Annotated in this window: 14 protein-coding genes; 6 read left to right on the top strand and 8 right to left on the bottom strand. The window is 38.1% G+C overall.

Annotation, left to right across the window (positions count from 1 at the left end; translation table 11 throughout):
• Nucleotides 1-46 precede the first annotated feature (46 nt).
• From I6E70_RS16185 to I6E70_RS16175, 3 genes are all read left to right on the top strand, one after another.
• Nucleotides 47-634, top strand: a complete 588-nt coding sequence (locus I6E70_RS16185; protein WP_197189197.1) for a hypothetical protein — start codon at nt 47-49, stop codon at nt 632-634.
• A gap of 96 nt (nt 635-730) precedes the next feature.
• Nucleotides 731-1,645, top strand: coding sequence for a zinc dependent phospholipase C family protein (locus I6E70_RS16180; protein ID WP_197189196.1), 915 nt, complete (start codon nt 731-733; stop codon nt 1,643-1,645).
• 1 nt (nt 1,646) lies between these two features.
• A complete protein-coding gene (locus I6E70_RS16175) occupies nt 1,647-2,045 on the top strand; it encodes a hypothetical protein (RefSeq protein WP_165726865.1) in 399 nt (132 codons plus the stop codon).
• A 77-nt stretch (nt 2,046-2,122) separates the two neighbouring features.
• On the opposite strand, the gene I6E70_RS16170 is transcribed toward I6E70_RS16175, so the two are convergent.
• Together I6E70_RS16170 and I6E70_RS16165 are read right to left on the bottom strand one after the other, a co-directional pair.
• Complete coding sequence (locus I6E70_RS16170) at nt 2,123-4,393, bottom strand: putative bifunctional diguanylate cyclase/phosphodiesterase (RefSeq protein WP_197189195.1); 2,271 nt, start codon at nt 4,391-4,393, stop codon at nt 2,123-2,125.
• A 126-nt stretch (nt 4,394-4,519) separates the two neighbouring features.
• A complete protein-coding gene (locus I6E70_RS16165) occupies nt 4,520-7,369 on the bottom strand; it encodes a UvrD-helicase domain-containing protein (RefSeq protein ID WP_197189194.1) in 2,850 nt (949 codons plus the stop codon).
• Between the two features lie 282 nt (nt 7,370-7,651).
• On the opposite strand from I6E70_RS16165, the gene I6E70_RS16160 reads away from it, so the two are divergent.
• The 3 genes from I6E70_RS16160 (at nt 7,652) to I6E70_RS16150 (ending at nt 10,002) form a co-directional block, all read left to right on the top strand.
• Nucleotides 7,652-8,389 (top strand): hypothetical protein, encoded by a 738-nt coding sequence (locus I6E70_RS16160; protein WP_197189193.1) that lies wholly within the window; start codon nt 7,652-7,654, stop codon nt 8,387-8,389.
• A gap of 114 nt (nt 8,390-8,503) precedes the next feature.
• Nucleotides 8,504-9,421 carry a M14 family metallopeptidase gene (locus tag I6E70_RS16155; protein ID WP_197189192.1) on the top strand — a complete coding sequence of 306 codons (918 nt, stop codon included), beginning with the start codon at nt 8,504-8,506 and terminating at the stop codon, nt 9,419-9,421.
• Nucleotides 9,422-9,582: 161 nt separating this feature from the next.
• Nucleotides 9,583-10,002: a hypothetical protein gene (locus I6E70_RS16150; RefSeq protein WP_197189191.1), complete on the top strand. Its 420-nt coding sequence runs from the start codon at nt 9,583-9,585 to the stop codon at nt 10,000-10,002.
• A 25-nt stretch (nt 10,003-10,027) separates the two neighbouring features.
• Here the strand turns inward: I6E70_RS16150 and ccoG are convergent, their stop codons facing one another.
• From ccoG to I6E70_RS16120, 6 genes are all read right to left on the bottom strand, one after another.
• A complete protein-coding gene (ccoG, locus tag I6E70_RS16145; protein WP_197189190.1) occupies nt 10,028-11,410 on the bottom strand; it encodes a cytochrome c oxidase accessory protein CcoG in 1,383 nt (460 codons plus the stop codon).
• A 145-nt stretch (nt 11,411-11,555) separates the two neighbouring features.
• Nucleotides 11,556-12,974: a sigma-54 interaction domain-containing protein gene (locus I6E70_RS16140; protein WP_197189189.1), complete on the bottom strand. Its 1,419-nt coding sequence runs from the start codon at nt 12,972-12,974 to the stop codon at nt 11,556-11,558.
• A gap of 93 nt (nt 12,975-13,067) precedes the next feature.
• Complete coding sequence (locus I6E70_RS16135) at nt 13,068-14,372, bottom strand: ABC1 kinase family protein (RefSeq protein ID WP_197189188.1); 1,305 nt, start codon at nt 14,370-14,372, stop codon at nt 13,068-13,070.
• 68 nt (nt 14,373-14,440) lie between these two features.
• Nucleotides 14,441-14,995 (bottom strand): DUF1439 domain-containing protein, encoded by a 555-nt coding sequence (locus I6E70_RS16130; protein WP_197189187.1) that lies wholly within the window; start codon nt 14,993-14,995, stop codon nt 14,441-14,443.
• 366 nt (nt 14,996-15,361) lie between these two features.
• Nucleotides 15,362-18,043, bottom strand: a complete 2,682-nt coding sequence (locus I6E70_RS16125; RefSeq protein WP_197189186.1) for a DUF349 domain-containing protein — start codon at nt 18,041-18,043, stop codon at nt 15,362-15,364.
• On the bottom strand, nt 18,033-18,314 hold the full coding sequence (locus tag I6E70_RS16120) for a YeaC family protein (protein ID WP_007378333.1): 282 nt from the start codon (nt 18,312-18,314) through the stop codon (nt 18,033-18,035). Before I6E70_RS16120 ends, I6E70_RS16125 begins: the two co-directional genes overlap by 11 nt.
• Nucleotide 18,315: the final 1 nt, after the last annotated feature.

Raw genomic sequence — 18,315 nt, 5'->3', positions numbered from 1 at the left:
TGTTTAAATTACGGTGGTGCATTGTTTTATGTAACTAGGGTGAAATATGGACTTTTCTAATGAAGAGGTAAATTTTTTAGCTGAGTTATTCAAACCAAATACAAAACAACGTTCCCCTCGCGATCATATGCTTACAATGAAAAGCTCTATACCCGCGAGTATTGCTCACCTTTTTACCCACGCTAATCTAACTTTGCTTGCTGAAGTTGCTAATTACCAACTTTGGTTTCCCTTGCAATTAAAAATTGATGAGTTAGGTGTAATTAACCCCACTTTGAGCGCACCCGAAGTAATTGATACAAAGGGCACTCAACGTAGTTGGCGCTGGAGTGAGCTAAATATTAAAAGCCAAGGTTTTAATATTGAATCGATTTCCAGTACTGGAATATTTTTAAAACCGTTAAAAAGTGTAGAGAGCTTAAAAAAATTACAGCACATGAGCTTTATCTTACCCAACAAAGAAAGCATATCGATAGATGTAGAACCCGTTAGGCAAAGTAGCCTAGGGATTGCAGCAAAAATCACTCAGATTCATAGCGGACAAGAGCAATTACGTGCCTATCTGTTTGAAGAACATAAACGCCAATATGCTAAGCTGTACGAAGATGGACAACTAATTGAACAGTTAATTTAGTCCCTTTTAAACACTCACAAGCACTTCACTTGGCTTTATTTAACCCCCTCTCAATGTTAATCTGTCCCCCTATTAATAAATCATAAGGATATGACAATGCCAGGTGCTTTTGCGCACATCACAGCCGTTAATATTGCAACGCAAACCAAATCACTCGCTAAAATGGATATGCCTAAAAAAGCAAAGCTTATTTTAAGCCAACGCCAAGCATACCTTGAACTAGGCTGTGTAGCCCCCGATTATCCTTACTTAGCTGTAGTGCAGCCTAGCCAAAATGCGTGGGCCGACCTAATGCACTATGAGCACACAGGCGATTTACTTAAAGCCATGATTGAATACTGCAAAACACTTGAAAGTGAAGCATTTGAAAAGTGTTTTGCTTGGTTATGTGGTTATATGGCCCATGTTGCTGCGGATATAACAGTGCATCCGGTTGTTGAATTAAAAGTAGGCCCGTATGAGCAAAATCAAACGGCGCACCGTACCTGCGAAATGAACCAAGATGCATTTATTTGGCAGCGTTTAAATTTAGGTGAGTTAGGTTATGCTGACCGCGTGCAACAAAATATTGGATCTTGTACGAATGAAGACGATAATTTTGATACCGATATTGCAAAAATTTGGCAACATGCTTTATTAACGGTTCACCCAAGCTACGCTGCACAACACGCTCCTAACTTTAATTCATGGCATAACGGTTTTCAGCTTGTAGTAAATAATGTTGAAGAAAGCTATCGATTATTTGCCTGCGCACGCCATGTTGCTGCTGATTTAGGTTTGTTTTATCCTCGCCCAAACGAAGTTGACTCCACTTTTATTGAACAACTAAAAACGCCGCACGAGCCTATGCATTACAACGATATTTTTGACTTTGCCGTTAGTAATATTCAGCACTACATAACCATTATTGCCAATGCCGTATTTTTAGATACTGATTACAGTGCAATTAAAAATTGGAACCTAGATACAGGCTACGATGAACACAACACGATGACGGTATGGAGCAAATAAAATGAAACACTTACTTTGTATAAGCCTCATAGTATTACTTAGCGGTTGCTACACTTCAAAAAATAACAATCCAGAGGCGATGGCCGACTTAGCCTCGCAATTAAAAGATATTGCTACAGCCGTTGATGGCACATTAAAATTTAGTGAAACATCCTATTCAACAACTGATGAGTTATTAAAAGCTGCTGTTAATAACGATTTAAGAAAACTTGCACCCTTTGGGGAATACACGCTTATCGTGAACGTACAAGATGATAACGCAGTGCTACTCTTATGTGATGCCAATACTGCTTTAATTGAAGATGCAGGCTGCACTGCTCAATCAGATATACAGCATTGGGGAGCTGAGGCTATTCACCAGTGCGAAATAACCATAAACGCCCAACAGCTCTGTAATTAGGTAATAAAACCCAGCTAGTTTTATAGAACATACATACCTTAGGTGTATATGTTCTATATAGTGCCCACTAAATACATTTAAAGTTGAGCCGTCATCTCTTTAGGGTTAAACACTAAGCCATGGCGACTAACATGCTGTGCAAAATTTTCGGCTGGCATTGGTTTCGCAAAGTAAAAGCCCTGAAATTCTTTACACCCCATTTGCGTCATTATTGCTACTTGCTCTTGGGTTTCTACTCCTTCGGCTACACACTTAATATCAAGCTCTTCACACATAACGTGCACCGCTTTAACTAAACTTTTTTGACGCGTGGAGCTCGTTACTTGGCTTATTAATGAGCGATCTAACTTGAGCTTGTTAATAGGGTAATCGGCAAGGCGTGCAATATTAGAATAACCGACCCCAAAATCATCGACCGAAATAGTAAAACCCCACGATTGCAGCGTTTGCATAAGCTTTAGCGAATGCGCTTGGTTTGCCTCAAGAGAGGTTTCAGTCAGTTCTAACTCTATTTGAGGTGGCTTTACGTTAAAGTCGGCAAGGTATTTAACCAGTTTTGACATAAAATCGGTTTGGCTAAAATCAATTAGAGATATATTTATTGCCACCGGCACACTCGGTAAACCCGCCTTGGTCCAATCGGCAATTTGAGCGCACACCTTTTGAATAATCAGGTCGGTTAACCGACTAACCATTCTGTATTCTTCGGCAATAGGAATAAATACCACTGGCGACACATTACCCAGTATTGGACTGTTCCAACGCGCTAAGGCTTCAAGCCCTATACATTGACCCGTTGCATCTACTTTAGGTTGATAGTGCACCGACAAATCGCCCTGCTGAAGCGCTTCATCTAATAACATTGAAATTTCGTATTTTTCAATAAAAGCTTGTGATTGTTTTTCGTTATAACCACTAAGGGGCATATTACAATTTGCTAGTTTAAGTGCTTCGCATGCATTACTAAGTACTGTTGTGCTGTTTTTTCCATGATCAGGATACTTTGCAAAACCAAATAAAAATGATTGCTGACACTTAGTGCCAAATACATTATATGTTTTATCTAATGTATTTTTTATTTGCATCAATAGCTTATCTTCTAGCTCGTTTTGCGAGTTTGCGCCAATTATAAAAGCAAGCTTTCCTACTCCTATATGAGCACACAACAGCGGCCCATCTGGCATCGCTTTTAAACGCTTGTACGCGTTAATAAGTAATGCTTGAGAGTCGGCTTTAGTGAGCTTCAAATTTAAGTATTCACTATTTGCACTTTGCGCAACAACGATATAAAAACCTTTTTGGTATTTGCTTGTTAATCTGTCGCATTGCAGCTCAAACCATTCTCTATTAGGTAGTTTTGTTTGCGAGTCTCTAAAGCGTAAACGTTTATTTTCTTGTTCCATCATCGATAAATTTTGTTTAATGAGCTGCTCTTGCGTGCAATCGTAAAAGTCATATACACGGTAGTTTGTACTCATTGTTATTTGCTGATAACTGGCTTTAAAATAACTTTTTTTGTACTTCACAATTTTATTTTGAGCATTAGAGTCGTCAAAAACTAAGGCCGGAAATAAATGAGAAAGATTAACGCTTCCTTCTTTTAATTCTTTTTTTATACCAAACATATCAATAGCATGTTGATTAAAATCAGTAATGACAAGATTTTCGTCAACAATAATTTTAGCTTTATTTGATTCGGTGAACAGGCTTCGATAAAGCTCATTTTTATCTTTAAGGTGTGTATTAGCGCTTATCATTGTTTTGTTTAAACGCTTAGCAGCCACAATAGTGCGCGCCACAGCAAGGGGAATACAAATGTTAAAAAATAAAAATATAAGCCCTGTAATGTATAAGTCAGCGTCGGGAAGTTGTTGAGCTATGCCAGTTAAACCCGAGACATCAACGTTATTGATGATCATATAAAACGGCGCAATATTTAATATTCCATAAGCAAGAGCTGTTCTATAACCAAGTAGCATAAGTGCTATTATCGGGCAGGAATACATATACATAGAGCCCACTTTAGCAAGCTCTAGGTCTGTTAAAAATAAGTTCATTGACACGCTAGCAGCTACAATGGCTATTAAAAGTGCATGAGCGCTAAAGTGATAAAAACGCTTACTTGCTATAAGTAAACCACATGCAGTAGCAAGAAAGCTGCTTGTTAATACAACAATATAAATTAAGTTAAATTCAATAGCGCTTGTGTACGTGTGGCACGCCACAGCAAAACATAACACCATTACTAATGATAGAATAATGCGCAGTGCACTTATTCGCCAATTAGCAACCTGACCAGGGGCTGAATAATGGTCATTTAATAAAAAGAATCTATTGAAAAAATGCATAATAAACAACAGTTAAAGCTCATTCTTCTATTAGACATTGATAGTTTGTTAAAATCAATCTAATGAATGTAATTTCTATTTACATAGTTCTATAAAATAGACAAGTGTAAACCTACCTGTTAGCCGTTAAACAATCATTTTTCGTGTGTTTTTACAATTATCTTCTTTAAGAGCGAAACCACTGCACCCTAAAAATTCACCGTGCTTAGATTTGCGTTTACGCATTTCGCGACCACACTTTTCACAAATTGGGTGCTGCGTTTTACACTCTGTATTCACACATTGTGAGTACGTGTTTTTATCAATCGATGGGCCACTACAGCTTTTACACACTCGTAATTTAGTTTCGCAAATTTGCGTATTAGTACAACTATAATAATCACCATATTGACCCGTTTTTGGCACTATTAAACCGTCGCTGCACGTACTACACTCTCTTTGCTTTAGTTGCGACTTATTAAACAACGTTGAAGCGATTTGAATGGGATAATTGTCATTTACTAATTCTTTTACAAACGCTGAGCATGCATAAGGGTCTGCAATTAAATACGCTTTATGTTTAGCGCGAGTAATACCTACATAAAGCAAACGCCTTTCCTCTGAGTGAGTGAATTCATCTTGCTCTGGTAATAACGCCTCCACCAGCACATTATTTTGATTATCGCTAGGAAACCCTAATTTACCTTGTTCAAAACCAATAATAATACAGTAATCGGCTTCAAGCCCTTTGGCACTATGCAATGTCCAAAAATAAAGAGAGTTTGTATGCTTTTTATCTTTTAAATGCTGTTGCACGCTATTTAACATGTATCTATATCGACTAAGTATGGCAATGCTCGCTGATGCATCATTTTTTTGAATAGTGCTTATGCTCTGTTGTACTTTCATTTCTATCGATTTAGTACCTTGGTATAAATCGTCTAATAAAATAACTTGTGGTGTGGTTACTTGTGTATGTGTGCTGATCTGCTTTTTATATTGCTCAGGGTTTTGCATTACAAAACGCCCTGCTACATCACTAATACTATTGTTATATCTAAATGTTTTTTGCAACATAGTAAGTGAGTGGCTGCCCACTAATTCATTAAAGCGTGTAGTAAGCGCTAAATTACCACCCGAGAACCGATAAATTGCTTGCCAGTCATCACCAACCGCAGTAAAGCGTATTCCGTTACCATGTTTTAATATGGCATTTATGAAAGCCATACGCGCGCTTGATATATCTTGAAACTCATCAACTAAAATGTGGCTCCACACAATATTAAAATCTCCGCTTACTATCGCCTTTGTTGCTTGAATAATCATGTCGTCAAAATCAATGGTACTTTGCGCGTTTAGTTCATTTATATAAGCATCATGAATTTGCACTAACAAGTTTGTATATTGCTGGTAATTTTTAATACCACTTTGCTTGATGCGCTGCGCTATTTGCTTATTACTTAATTGCTCTACACGAATAGCTTGTAAGCATTTTATGTACTTATCAATGCCTTGCTGTAACTGCCCTGAGTTATTTAATGTATGAAAAATCTCATCGTTACTTAAAGGTGTTAATTCAACATTATGCTGCTTTAATTGCTTTGCGAGAGTTTGCTCAAGCTTTCCTTCTACCCAGTTGTAATGAAAGGTTTCGAGTAAAGTAGTGCCATTGTGTTTATGTAATTTACGCTTAAATGCAATTTGCTCGTTATAGTGTTTTTTATCTATATCGGCACGAGTATTCCCTTGCCTATCAATGCCAAAGTGCTCTAAGTAAATATCGTATTGAGGTATATAAAAGTCTGGTTGGTATTGCCCACTTAGCTCTGCGACTTGATTAAAGTGATAATTCACCTCATAACTGTGCGCCACGCAATTCAAATGTAGCCAGTTTGAAATAAGCACTTCCTGATAACTTTTTACTTTATGACCCGCAAGGCTACGGTATTCGTTATCGCGTACGTACCGCTCGTACTGTGCATTATCTTTAAAGCTAAATATATCAATCGGCTCATGGAGTAAATCTACAAATGCTTTTAAAAACTGTGGCTCAGTTTGTATTTTTTTACTTACCCACCCAGTTAACCAACTATTTAATTGAACTGGGTCAGTTGCAAATTTTGACAACTCGATTGGCTTTTTGGCACTTTGTAGTAATTTAAGCCCAAGCGCATGAAATGTTAAAATAGTGGGTGCTTTGGTATGCAATTTTGCATGCGTGGCGCGTTCAATAAAGCGCTCTTTAAGCTCATTTGCTGCTGTTTTATTATAGGCCAGCACCAAAATTTGCTCAGGCTTGGCAATATTGCATGCTATTAAATCTAAAGACTTTGCTACCATCACAGATGTTTTACCTGTGCCTGCTGCCGCTAATACTAAATTTTTATCGTTATCGCGTATTACCGCTAAGCGCTGCTCTGTTGTTAATGGATTTGACTCTACTTGATTAAAAAAGTCATTTTTAAGAGTTAGTTGTTTTTTTTCATATTTATGGCGCAACTGTGCAATTGCATCGTGAGTATTGGGTGTAGTGCTCAGTATATTTAAAAATTTAATACTACTTGGCGATAAGTGCTGTTGCCACACACTTGTACTTTTAGCGTACTGCTTGGTAAGCAAAAACACATCATTATTAAGTGTTTTTATGGAACTATCACGTAAAAACTCATCTAAAGCATAGCGCTTGAGCGAAATCTTTGCGTTATTTACCTTTTGCTCAAGCAGGGCTGAAAACCGCGTGTTAAGGGCCGTATTTAAAGCGTTCGCTTGTGATTTGTTTAAAAAGCTAATTGATGTATTACTACTGTCGCACAAATTAATTTTGGCGCTAAATAAACGGTTTTTAAATATTGAGTAATTATAAAAGTCTTTAATTAAAAATGTCCGTGCGGGAGCACCTCTAAAATGCACAACAAGGCGCTCTTGTTCAATAGCTACGTGTTTAATACGGGTAAAAAAACGGCCTAGCCAACTTGGAGTAGCAATATACTGCGCCATAATACTCAATATGAAGATATGCTTTACCTTAATTGTAACATACTCTTTTGTAATACATTTAGCGCTAAATCGGTGCTTACTTAGTAAACAATTTAATTGGTAAGTTAGTTTTTAAACCTGGTGATTAATGTTTTATTTACACCCGTTAACAAATTTAAACATTTATAGATAGCTTGTTGTGTAACAATGCACATATACAAACTTACACTTCATATAATTGTTAGGTATATCCCCAATTAAACAATTATTTATAGCCTAATTAAGTGGTTTAAAGGAGCTAACATGCTTAAAAAATGCATTACCACAACGGCTTTAATTTTAGCATTATGCGCTTGCACGTCAGAAACAGAGTCGGATTTAGTAAAAACACAAGGTATTTGGGCAGGTTTTGAACTAGTTTCTGACGGTAACCGCACGCGTGTTAACGCAGAACTAAATGCAGGCGATGCTAATGGCTCTAACATTATTTTAAGCGATAGCGACTCATTACAAGCTGTTGTTAATAGCACTGCTATTGTACTTACAAAAGATACCGACTTTTTAGACGTTGATTACCAAGCGTATATAAATGCCACTGACGATAACCAACAGTTTGATATAAAATTTAAACGGGATGATGGCATAAATGCTAATTCGAGCGTGGAGTTGCCTTTAAATTTTATTATTTTAACCCCGAGTAACAATCAAAATTTTGATATTAATAGTCCCCTTACAGTTCAGTTAGATGGCACTGATCCTAATAGTACTAGCCAAGTAGAACTTAGCAGTAGCTGCACTAACAATAATAATGAAACACTTTTACAATCAACGCTTTTTGCGCTTAACACTTCGCGCCTTGAAATAGATCTGCAAAGTTTAGATATGTTTAGCAGCTCGCAAGTAGATCAAGGTAAAACGTGTGATTTAACAATTAGTGTGAAACGCGATCGATTCGGTAGTATTTCGGGTGAATACGCAAACCAAAGCTATATTAAATCCCAGCAATCGCGCGCTATAAAAAATATGACTTTAACGTTTTAATTTGCACGCTAATTTACTCAGCGTTAAGCTACGCCTTTACTAAGTAACTCTACCAATTGTAATTGCCCTCCTTATTTATAGGAAAGCTAATAACAATTGATATAAAGGTTTATTATGACTAACAGCACATACCCTATTGGCACATCTGGACAAAAATGGAATAACAACGATAAAGCCCAGTGGTTAACACGCCAAAACATTAAACGCAGTTACCAAAACGAAGTCGTAACGCTAATCAATGACCTTAAAAACACATTAAATATAGAGCAATACGGCGAGCTTAATTACACCGCTGGCACTTACCCATTATATATATTAAAAACGCCTAACTTTAATGCTAATAAACCAACTGTTTTAATCACCGGTGGTGTACATGGCTACGAAACCAGTGGCGTACATGGCGCACTTAGGTTTGCTAAAACATCGGCTATGCAATATTGCGAACAGTTTAATATTATTGTTGCCCCCTGCATTAGCCCTTGGGGATATGAGACTATAAACCGCTGGAACCCAGACGCTATTGATCCTAATCGCTCATTTTACGAGGGCAGCCCAGCTCAAGAATCAGCCGCTATTATGGCGTTTATAAAATCATTAGGTACTGACTTAGTCGCTCATATTGATTTACACGAAACAACAGATAGTGATAACAGTGAATTTAGACCCGCACTCGCTGCGCGTGAAGGCACTACAAATACTAACTGGAACATACCTGACGGGTTTTATTTAGTTGCAGATACCAAAAAGCCTGAGCCGGAGTTTCAAAAAGTCATTATAGAAAGCGTTGCAAAGGTAACTCATATTGCACCGAGCGATGAAAATAACCAGCTAATAGGCGTACCTCAAGAGCAATTTGGCGTGATTAATTACGCAGCACGCGATTTAGGTTTGTGTATGGGCTTTACAGATGCACCCTATGTAACCACAACAGAGGTATACCCAGATAGCCCAACAGCCACCGATGAAGAATGTATTTTGGCACAAGTAGCCGTTATAACGAGCGCGCTAAATTACATTAAAACCTCTATATAAGATTAATCCCCCCTTCAAATACGGGTATTCATTAAATTCGATACCCGTTAAAACAACTATGCACAAGTAACAACTTAACAACAAAAAACAACCCAAAAGAACTGGTTTTATTGAATTTAAAAGTATAAGGTTAACTTTCCCTCAAATTCAAGGAGTATACATTGGGGTTTAAAAACAAATATGGACAGGTAAGCCTCTATACTGAAAATAACGTTGTTATCGCTCGCTTTTCGGGATACATCACCTCAGGGCTTCTTCGTGCGTTTAAAATTGAACTATGCGAAAAAATAAAGTCACTCAAAAATCAGCCTTGGGCCTATATTAGTGATTCTTTTGATGTTTTGGCTGCAACGCCTGAGGCAGAAAAAGAAATGATAGATATTAGCCATTTAATGAAAGCAAACAACTGCCTAAGTAGCGCGTTTGTACTCACATCAGCTATCGCTATAAATCAAATGAAGCGCATTTTAGAGTGTGCAAAAAGAAACGTTAATTTTAGTGAGTGCCTATTTACCGATTTAGATAGCGCTAAACAGTTTATTTCTCACAACTTAAAAAGTAAGCAAGGCCAACTGATATAAAATAATTGACCTTACTTTATCAATCTTAGTTTTTGTAAAACTGACTATCTTTGGTTATCGTAATGCTGGCGTTTTCTTGCGCTGTTACAATAAATTGTAACTTACTCACTTTACGCTCAATATCGTAACCATCGGCTGTTACAGTAACGGGGACTCTTTTCATCGCACCCGGTTGTATAAGTGTAGAACTTGGACTTGAGAGTGTTGCTTCTGGCAAGCCCTCTATGGCAATACTGTAATGCAGTGCTTGCTGCGTTTTATTAATAATTGTAAGTGTATAAGGGTTTTCTACAAGGCCCTCGTAGTTCACTCTATAAAGCGCATTCCTATCGCGTAGTACTGAGGCTTCTATTGGTGTACGTTGCAGCATCCATGCAAACATAGAAATGATTAACAAAGCCGTTAATGCGCCGTATCCTACTAGTTTTAACCTAAATGGATTGGTTTTTTTACCTTCCATTTGTTTTTCACTCGCGTATTTAATTAAGCCTTTTTCGTAACCAAATTTTTCCATAGTATCGTCGCAGGCATCAATACATAAGCCACAGTTTATACATTCATATTGCAATCCATTTCGAATGTCTATTCCTGCAGGGCATACCTCTACACACAAGTTACAGTCTACACAGTCACCTAAGTTAAGCTCTTTTGGATCAGCTTTGCGTTTACGTGGTCCTCGGCTTTCACCTCGCTCGTTATCATATGTAACAAGCAACGTATCTTTATCAAACATAACAGCCTGAAAACGAGAATAAGGGCAAGCAATTGTGCACATTTTCTCGCGTAAAAACCCAGCATTACCGTAGGTGCAAAAAGCAAATAAAAACACCCAAAAGCTCGTTATACCTGACCACTCAAACGTAAGCATTTCCATATACAAACTTTTTGCCGGAATAAAATATGCCATAAACGAGGTGGCGGTTAAAACTGAAATAACAATCCACGCACTGTGCTTAGTTATTTTTTTGCGCCAAGTGCTTAGCGTCCACTGTGATTTATCTAATTTAATTCGCTGATTTCGAGTGCCTTCTATGCGTTGCTCTACCCACGAAAACATGAGCATCCATATTGTTTGCGGGCACGTATAACCACACCAAACCCGACCAAGCCAGTTAGTTACAAAAAATAATGCAAAAGCCCCCACCATAAATAGCAGGGCTAAAATCATAAAATCTTGAGGAAGGAGTGTTAGACCAAAAATAGTAAAAGTTTGCGTTGCCACATCAAGCAGCACAGCTTGTTGTCCGTTATATTGGATCCACGGTATTGCAATAAAAGTTAGCATTAACAGCCAACCTAAATTACGGCGTATGCGCTGAAAAAATCCTTTTTGCTCGCGGATATAAATTGGCCCTTCGGTGTTATAGGGCTTAATGATCATGTCTTCTTCTTTAATATCAAACTTCATAGTACTTGCTTCATAATGACGGGTATTATGCAAGTATTTGCAACTTTCAGACCAAGCTGAAAATTTATTTACATCATTGATACTAAACAATTTATTTAAACACAATAAAATAAAATTCGCGATATTAAACGCGCTGCGCGATATATCACGAATTTTTAGCAATCCCTAACTTTCGCATTTTTGAGCGTAGTGTACTTTCAGGTAAGCCCAATTTAACTGCTGCCCCTTTATCACCCGATATTTGCCAGTGCGATAACGCGAGAACAGAGGTTATATGCTGCTTTTGGGCCTCATCAAGCGTAAGTGAAGGGTTAATAACTACTTCACCACCCGTTTGCAAAGGCTGACTTAGCTGAAGTATCGCCTGATTAGATAAAATAGCTTCGCGTTCAAGTACGTTTTGCAGCTCTCTAATATTGCCTGGCCAATCGTAGGCTTGCAGCTGCGTAATTGCTTTTTTACTTAGCCCTTTTAAATGTTTACCCAGTCGTTTATTTAGCTGCGCAATTAAATTAGCGCACAAATAAGGAATATCCTCTTTTCGATTTTTAAGAGCGGGTACTTTTATAGGAAAGACATTAAGCCGATAATACAAATCAATTCTAAACGTGCCTTTTTGTACCATTTCCCACAGGTCGCGATTAGTCGCTGCAATTACTCTAATGTTTACTTTTAGCGTATTGCTGCCACCTACACGTTCAAACTCTTGTTCTTGAAGGACTCTCAATAATTTACTTTGCGCCTCAAGTGGAAGCTCTGCTATTTCATCTAAAAACAAGGTGCCTTTATCAGCAAGCTCAAAGCGCCCTTTACGACGTTCATTAGCACCTGTAAACGCGCCTTTTTCATGTCCAAACAGTTCCGATTCTAGCAAACTTGGGGTAAATGCAGCGCAATTTACTTTTATAAAAGCTTGTTCGCTACGCTTGCTTAGTCGATACAAATTACGAGCTACTAATTCTTTACCCGTGCCATTTTCGCCAAGTATAAGCACTGTGCTGTCGGTTTCACTCACCAGTTTTATTTGATCTAACATGGTTTGAAATATATGACTTTGTCCAACTAGCCCTGAGTCTTGCCAATCTTCGTTAAGTTCTGCAATTAAGTAGTTGTTTTCATCTTTTAGCTGCTCACTTAAATGCTTTACTTGCTCAAGTGCCTCTTGCAGTGCATTTTGTGTTTGCTGTTGCAGTGATATGTCGCGAAATACCGCTACAGCACCAATTAACTCATCATTTTTATAAACAGGTGTTGAGGTGTATTCCACTGCAAATGAGCTACCGTCTTTACGCCAAAAAACTTCATTTTTAACTTCACGACGCTTTCCGTCAAACATGGTGCAGTAAATTTGGCATTCATCAGCGGGATAAGGTGTGCCATCAGCATGAGTATGGTGATGATATTGGTGTATTTTTTTACCTAATAACTCGTCTGCTCGCCAGCCTGTCATGCGCTCAGCGGCAGGATTAACAAACACCGCATTACCCGACAGGTCAAAACCGTATATGCCCTCACCTACTGCGTTTAGCAATAATTTAGGATCGTTTAAAAATTGTTTTATCATAAATGCACCTCGCGAAATATCGCGAGCATTATGGCAATTTTATACATTAAGTGCACTCATTACTTAAAATGCACTTACGTGTAAATTAAAACGCTATAAATAGTGCTGAAATAGCGTTTTTACATCTATTTTTGCACCTAGCCTTGCGGCAATTAAATAAAGTCCTGCAAGTTTTCGGTGAATAAACAGCGCATCAACGGGCGGTGTATGCCATTGCTGAGATTGTGCACTGAGGGCAAGCCCTGCATTTTTAATTTTGAGCGCTAGTTCGCTGTTTTTAAAATCAAATTCCCCTTCTGTTCTTAGCGGCTCGCACGCCATTAAAAATAAATCAATGACGTTGTTTTTATACTCGTCAACTAAGTCATTTTTAAAATAACCTATGTGTGATGCCGCTTTAAGTACACCTTCTCGGTTGTTTTCGCTACCCGCTTTAAATAAGGCTAAGTACGCTAAGCTAAGCTCGGTTGATATTTCTCGCGTTGCACCAAAATCAAATAAAACAATTTTTTGGGTCTCAAGCTGATAATGAAAGTTGGCAAAGTTAGGGTCGGTTTGAATTAATTTAAATTCAAACATTTCTTTAAAAAACAAATCAATAAGTTGCTCTGCAACAAAGCTTTTTTGACTATCTGGTAGCTCTGTAATGCTCTCAATAGGTTCTGCTTTTATATATTCCATAGTTAGCACTTGTTGTGTGCTGTGCTCTGGATATACGTTGGGTACTTTAAAGTGGGGATTAGTTGCTAATGCATTTTTATAACGTATTAAGTACTGAGCCTCACGTTTATAATCAGCCTCAGCTAATAACTGTGCCTTAGCCTCACCAATAAGTGGTTTAATATTAAGATCTTTTGGCAATAAACGAGAAATCGTTAATAACGAAATAACGTTATCGACATCACTTACTACACTTTTAGCAATACCAGGGTATTGAATTTTAACAGCAAGCTGATCGCCATTTTCTTTATAAGCTAAATGAACTTGCCCTATAGAAGCCGCTGCAAAAGGCCTTAATTCAATATGAGAAAAACGCGCTAGCCAGTCATCTCCCCATTGCTCTTTTAATACCGCTACAAGTTGCTTATGAGGCATTGGATTCGCGTCCGAGCGCAGTAAAGCAAGTAATTGAGCTAATTCAGGACTGAGTAAGTCACCGGCATCCATTGAGAGTAATTGCCCGAGCTTCATTGCAGCGCCACGTAAATGTGATAACTGTATGGCTAGCTTTTCAATATTTTTAGGTTGTAGTAGCAAGCTTTTATTGTCCCAACCTTTACCGGTTAGCGCGCTCTTAGCGCCATCAACTAACATATTGGTAGCAACACCTGTGGCAAGTGAGCCTAATTTTGCAAAGCGAGAAAGCCGAGAAGTGGGAACAGTACGAGGAGCCGCCATAATATTAAAACCTAATTAGCCTGAAAGTCAGGCTAATTAATACGTATATTGTAAGTAGGTAGATCTACTTACAGACGAGGTACTAGCTTAATTGCACCTTCAACCACTTTCATATCAAGTGGAAGTTTACTGAGTAGCATCATTTTAGGGTCGTCCATATTTAATGTATAAACAGGGTTAACCGCTAAAAAAGCATTAATCACATCCATTGCTTGGCTATCAAGTGCACCTAAATTACCTTTAAAACCACCGGCATCAACACTCGAATCAAGTAATTTAATATTGCGTAAGAACACCGCTTTTTTCTCACTGTCGTAAAATGGGCTACCTTCAATTTGTAGCTTTAAACGCACTGGGTATTTAAGTGCGAATGCATTAATTTCAGCGCTTGAATCGGCACCAAGAACAACAACATCGCGGTTACCAGGCCCAATATTTACACTTAAGTCGTTTACATCAAACTGAACTGGCAAACCCATTAAGCTTACTTTTTCACTTAACTTTGGTAATTGCTTACCCAGTACAGACTCAACCTCAGAGTTAGTAAATGAATATACTGATATGCCTTGCGTGGTATTACAGGCAGTTAAAAATAACGCTGCAATAATAACTAAAATTCTCATGAGAACCCTTTTGTTTATAAATTAGTGATACATAAAAAAGCCGCTATTAAAGCGGCTTATTAAAATAGTAACCAGCATATATTACGCTGGTTCTAGGGCGTGTTGACCTTTGTGGATTGAAATTTGTTCAATCTAGGGTCGATTTAATCGCGGCGTGAGGTTTGTAACCTAGCGGGCTAAGTCAAAACCGAGCAACAAAGAGTTAATCGTCCCTAGAAAGAACCCAAAGGGCAGCGCATGTTTGGCATTTATGCTGCGTTATCGCCTATTTATGGGGAATAACCACACTACATAGACTCTGCCTTGCCTAAATACCAAACAGTCTGCTGCAAATTCAACCACGAAAGGTCAACACGCCCTAGTGCATTAAGCTGCAAGTGTCGCTTTAAGTCGCGTTAGTGTGTCAGGTTCAACTGAACCAGCACTGAGCGCTAATAACTGTTTTAAATAATAGTTTAAATCAGCATGTTCGCCACGATGTTTGTCATCTAACATGGCTACTTGTTCTGCCATTCTAAGTGACTTATCAGTTGAACTTACGTTCGCTAATATTTCCATTCGCGTAATAAGTTGCTCTGTATTTAATGCTGTTTTAAGCGGTGCTTGATACTGACTTGGTAACGCTTCATTGTTTTCAAGTGCTGTAATTAACGCATCTAGATTAGCTTGCTCTGATTTGCTTGTAAGCAATGCAAGTTTATCGTCAATAGCTGCTAGTAGCTTAGTAACTTTTGGCGCTAACGATCTAAATTGCGTGTACCCTTTCACTTTTGTTTCTAGGTCGTGCAACTGTGCTCTTTGATTTACATCGCTAAGTGCTGCTTCAAGCTCAGCAAGTTCTGCAACTGCTTGTTTATCTGACTCATTTTGATCAAGTTTTTGCTGCTCAAATTCACTACTACGTTTAGTAAATGTTTCATCGTTAAATTGACGAAATTTTTGCCATAACGCATTTTCAGCTTTTAAACCTGCAAAACCAATTGTTTGCCATTGCTGCTGCATTTGCTTCAACTCTTGGCACGCAGCGGCTAAATCATCGCTTTGTGATAATTGCTGCGCTTTTTCTACTAATTCATTTTTAAGTACGGCATTACTTTTATGAAATGCGTTTAATAAAGCAAGTACTTGTTGTTGCTCGCTTTTATAACGATCGTTTAGTGTACGGTATGTTTTAGGATCAACTTTACCTACACTGCGCCACGCTTTGTTTAAACGATTGTATTGGCTTTCATATTGCTTCCAATCAAAGTCATCCTCAGCCGTAGGCTGTAAATGAAGCGCGTGCATGTCGCTAATAATACTTTCGCGTTGTGCTTTTGAGGCCTCGCGTTGTACTTCTTGCTCTGCAAAGTAACTACGACAAGGTGCAAATAACAGCTCGATTTTTTCATCAAACTGCACGCCTTGTTGCTTTTCTTCATCTGTATCTAAACGACCTAACTCATTCCAACGCTTGCGTAGCACTTTTACTTGCTCTGCGCGTTGTTGTGGGTCAGTACACTCTTCACTTACTAATACACTTACTTCTTCTAATAAAGCTTCACGCTTTGGTGCTGCAGCGTATTTTTGCCAATCTTTAGCATCTGCAAGTTGCGCTTCAAGTTCCGCTTTAATATTTACAAGCGGCTGTTGATATTGCTCAGTGAGTGTATTAAATAACTCTTCAAACCCTTTAAACACGCCAAAGGCAACATTAAAACGACCTTCTTCAATTAGGCGTTTAACATCACGAGCTTTGCGTTTTGCTTGGCTTTGGTTTTTTTCAAGTGGCTTAACTAGCTCACTCATTGGTGCTAAAAATTGCTTTTTATGCGTATTTAACTGTGTTTTAAAGGTACTTTGCAGTGCACCATCTAAAATATTTAAATGACTACGCGCTGCTTTAAAACCATTATTAAATTCAGTTAGAGTTGCATCGTATTGCGCTAAATCTTCTGCTGGCTTAATTTCGCATAATGCTGCAAAAGCGAGTTTGTACTCTTTAATAGCCGTTGTTAGCTCAGGTAATTTAGCAACTTGAGTAAATAGCTTTTCTAACTTGCTTACAGCCAGTTTAGATTGCGTATTATTAGCAAGTTCTGTTTCGCTAATAGCTTGCTTAGCTTGCGCTACTTTTGCATCAAGCCAATCTTGTTGAATTTGCTCTGGTGTTTCAAGGCCTAGCTGTAAGGCGTTTTCTATTTCCTCACTTAACGCTTCAACAGTTGCAAGCGCTAGCAATTGGCGCTGTTGTAGCGCTAATTTTTGCTGCTCTTTGTCGTGTATCGCTTTTAGCTGTTCAATGTGTGCATCTAACTTAGTGGTAATCGAAATATATTTTTCGTCAAGAAGCTTAACACGCTCATCACTTAGCCATTTGAGCTCAAGTGCTTGCCACTGGGCCATTAATTCGCCGGCTTGTGGATTTACAACACCAAAATCTGTTTTTTCACGTAAAGCATTTAACTTAGCTAAAATAACACGTGTTGCACTTTCAACCTGCAGTGGCATTTCTATTGCTAAACGCTCATTTTCAATATGCGTTTCAAGTGCTGCTTTTGCACCATCCTTTGCATGCTTTACTAATGGCTTAATTAATTGATGGGTAATAACAAGTTCAACTAATTGAGTTTGTAGCTCTTCGCTACCTTCTTTAAATGCTTTTTCTACTAGTTTTGGATTTGCTAAACGTTTTAATAATTTAACGCGTACTTGCAGTTCTTTTTCTGCAAACGCTAACTTTTCGAGTGTTTTAACGGGTGCAAAACGCTCTATGTATTCGTTTTTAATTTGCGGTGTTAGTGCACTTTCGCTATTTAAAACAGCATTAGATATTTGAAGCTCTGCTATATCTTTTAATGCTTGATCTTGTTTATACGCTTTCCACCAAAGTGGTAACTCGTTTACTTTTTGTAGTGCTTTGCGGCGTATTTCAGCTGAGCTGTCTTCAAGTGCTAACGTGTTTAATATGGTTGCATCACGTTCAATGTCTAATTTTTCGATAGCATCAAGACGTACTTGTTGCTTAGGGTGTTTCCATTTCGGTGTAAAAAGGTGCTTAAAGATCATGTTCACTAAACCTAGCTATTTCGTTGTCTGATTTAAATTCTTTTTGTAGTTGAGCTTTTGTCTTTTGGATCATTTCACCATTAGCACCAATCGTAAATTGCTCGTTTGATTGAGCCACTTTTGCTTGATACAACATAACCAACTGCACTGTTTGTTGCTTTTGCTCGTCTGATAAAACGGTACCGTCTGGCCATTTGCCAGTTGATGCACCGTATTGTAAGCGTTCGAATAATTCGGGAGTAATATTTTGTACAAGATTGTCGATATTCATG

Origin of the sequence: Pseudoalteromonas sp. NGC95 (genome assembly GCF_015864705.1) — a bacterium.
Classification (GTDB): Bacteria; Pseudomonadota; Gammaproteobacteria; order Enterobacterales; family Alteromonadaceae; genus Pseudoalteromonas; species Pseudoalteromonas arctica.
The sequence above is the reverse complement of the archived record's forward strand: the minus strand, read 5'-3'. Positions and strand labels throughout refer to the sequence as shown.

Bases quoted from the DNA above. Each gene is read 5' to 3' on its own strand.
- I6E70_RS16155 (WP_197189192.1), top strand. From the start codon at position 8,504: ATGACTAACAGCACATACCCTATTGGCACATCTGGACAAAAATGGAAT.
- I6E70_RS16170 (WP_197189195.1), bottom strand. From the start codon at position 4,393: ATGCATTTTTTCAATAGATTCTTTTTATTAAATGACCATTATTCAGCC.
- I6E70_RS16175 (WP_165726865.1), top strand. From the start codon at position 1,647: ATGAAACACTTACTTTGTATAAGCCTCATAGTATTACTTAGCGGTTGC.
- I6E70_RS16120 (WP_007378333.1), bottom strand. From the start codon at position 18,314: ATGAATATCGACAATCTTGTACAAAATATTACTCCCGAATTATTCGAA.
- I6E70_RS16140 (WP_197189189.1), bottom strand. From the start codon at position 12,974: ATGATAAAACAATTTTTAAACGATCCTAAATTATTGCTAAACGCAGTA.
- I6E70_RS16160 (WP_197189193.1), top strand. From the start codon at position 7,652: ATGCTTAAAAAATGCATTACCACAACGGCTTTAATTTTAGCATTATGC.
- I6E70_RS16125 (WP_197189186.1), bottom strand. From the start codon at position 18,043: ATGATCTTTAAGCACCTTTTTACACCGAAATGGAAACACCCTAAGCAA.
- I6E70_RS16185 (WP_197189197.1), top strand. From the start codon at position 47: ATGGACTTTTCTAATGAAGAGGTAAATTTTTTAGCTGAGTTATTCAAA.
- I6E70_RS16165 (WP_197189194.1), bottom strand. From the start codon at position 7,369: ATGGCGCAGTATATTGCTACTCCAAGTTGGCTAGGCCGTTTTTTTACC.
- I6E70_RS16135 (WP_197189188.1), bottom strand. From the start codon at position 14,372: ATGGCGGCTCCTCGTACTGTTCCCACTTCTCGGCTTTCTCGCTTTGCA.
- ccoG (WP_197189190.1), bottom strand. From the start codon at position 11,410: ATGAAGTTTGATATTAAAGAAGAAGACATGATCATTAAGCCCTATAAC.
- I6E70_RS16180 (WP_197189196.1), top strand. From the start codon at position 731: ATGCCAGGTGCTTTTGCGCACATCACAGCCGTTAATATTGCAACGCAA.
- I6E70_RS16130 (WP_197189187.1), bottom strand. From the start codon at position 14,995: ATGAGAATTTTAGTTATTATTGCAGCGTTATTTTTAACTGCCTGTAAT.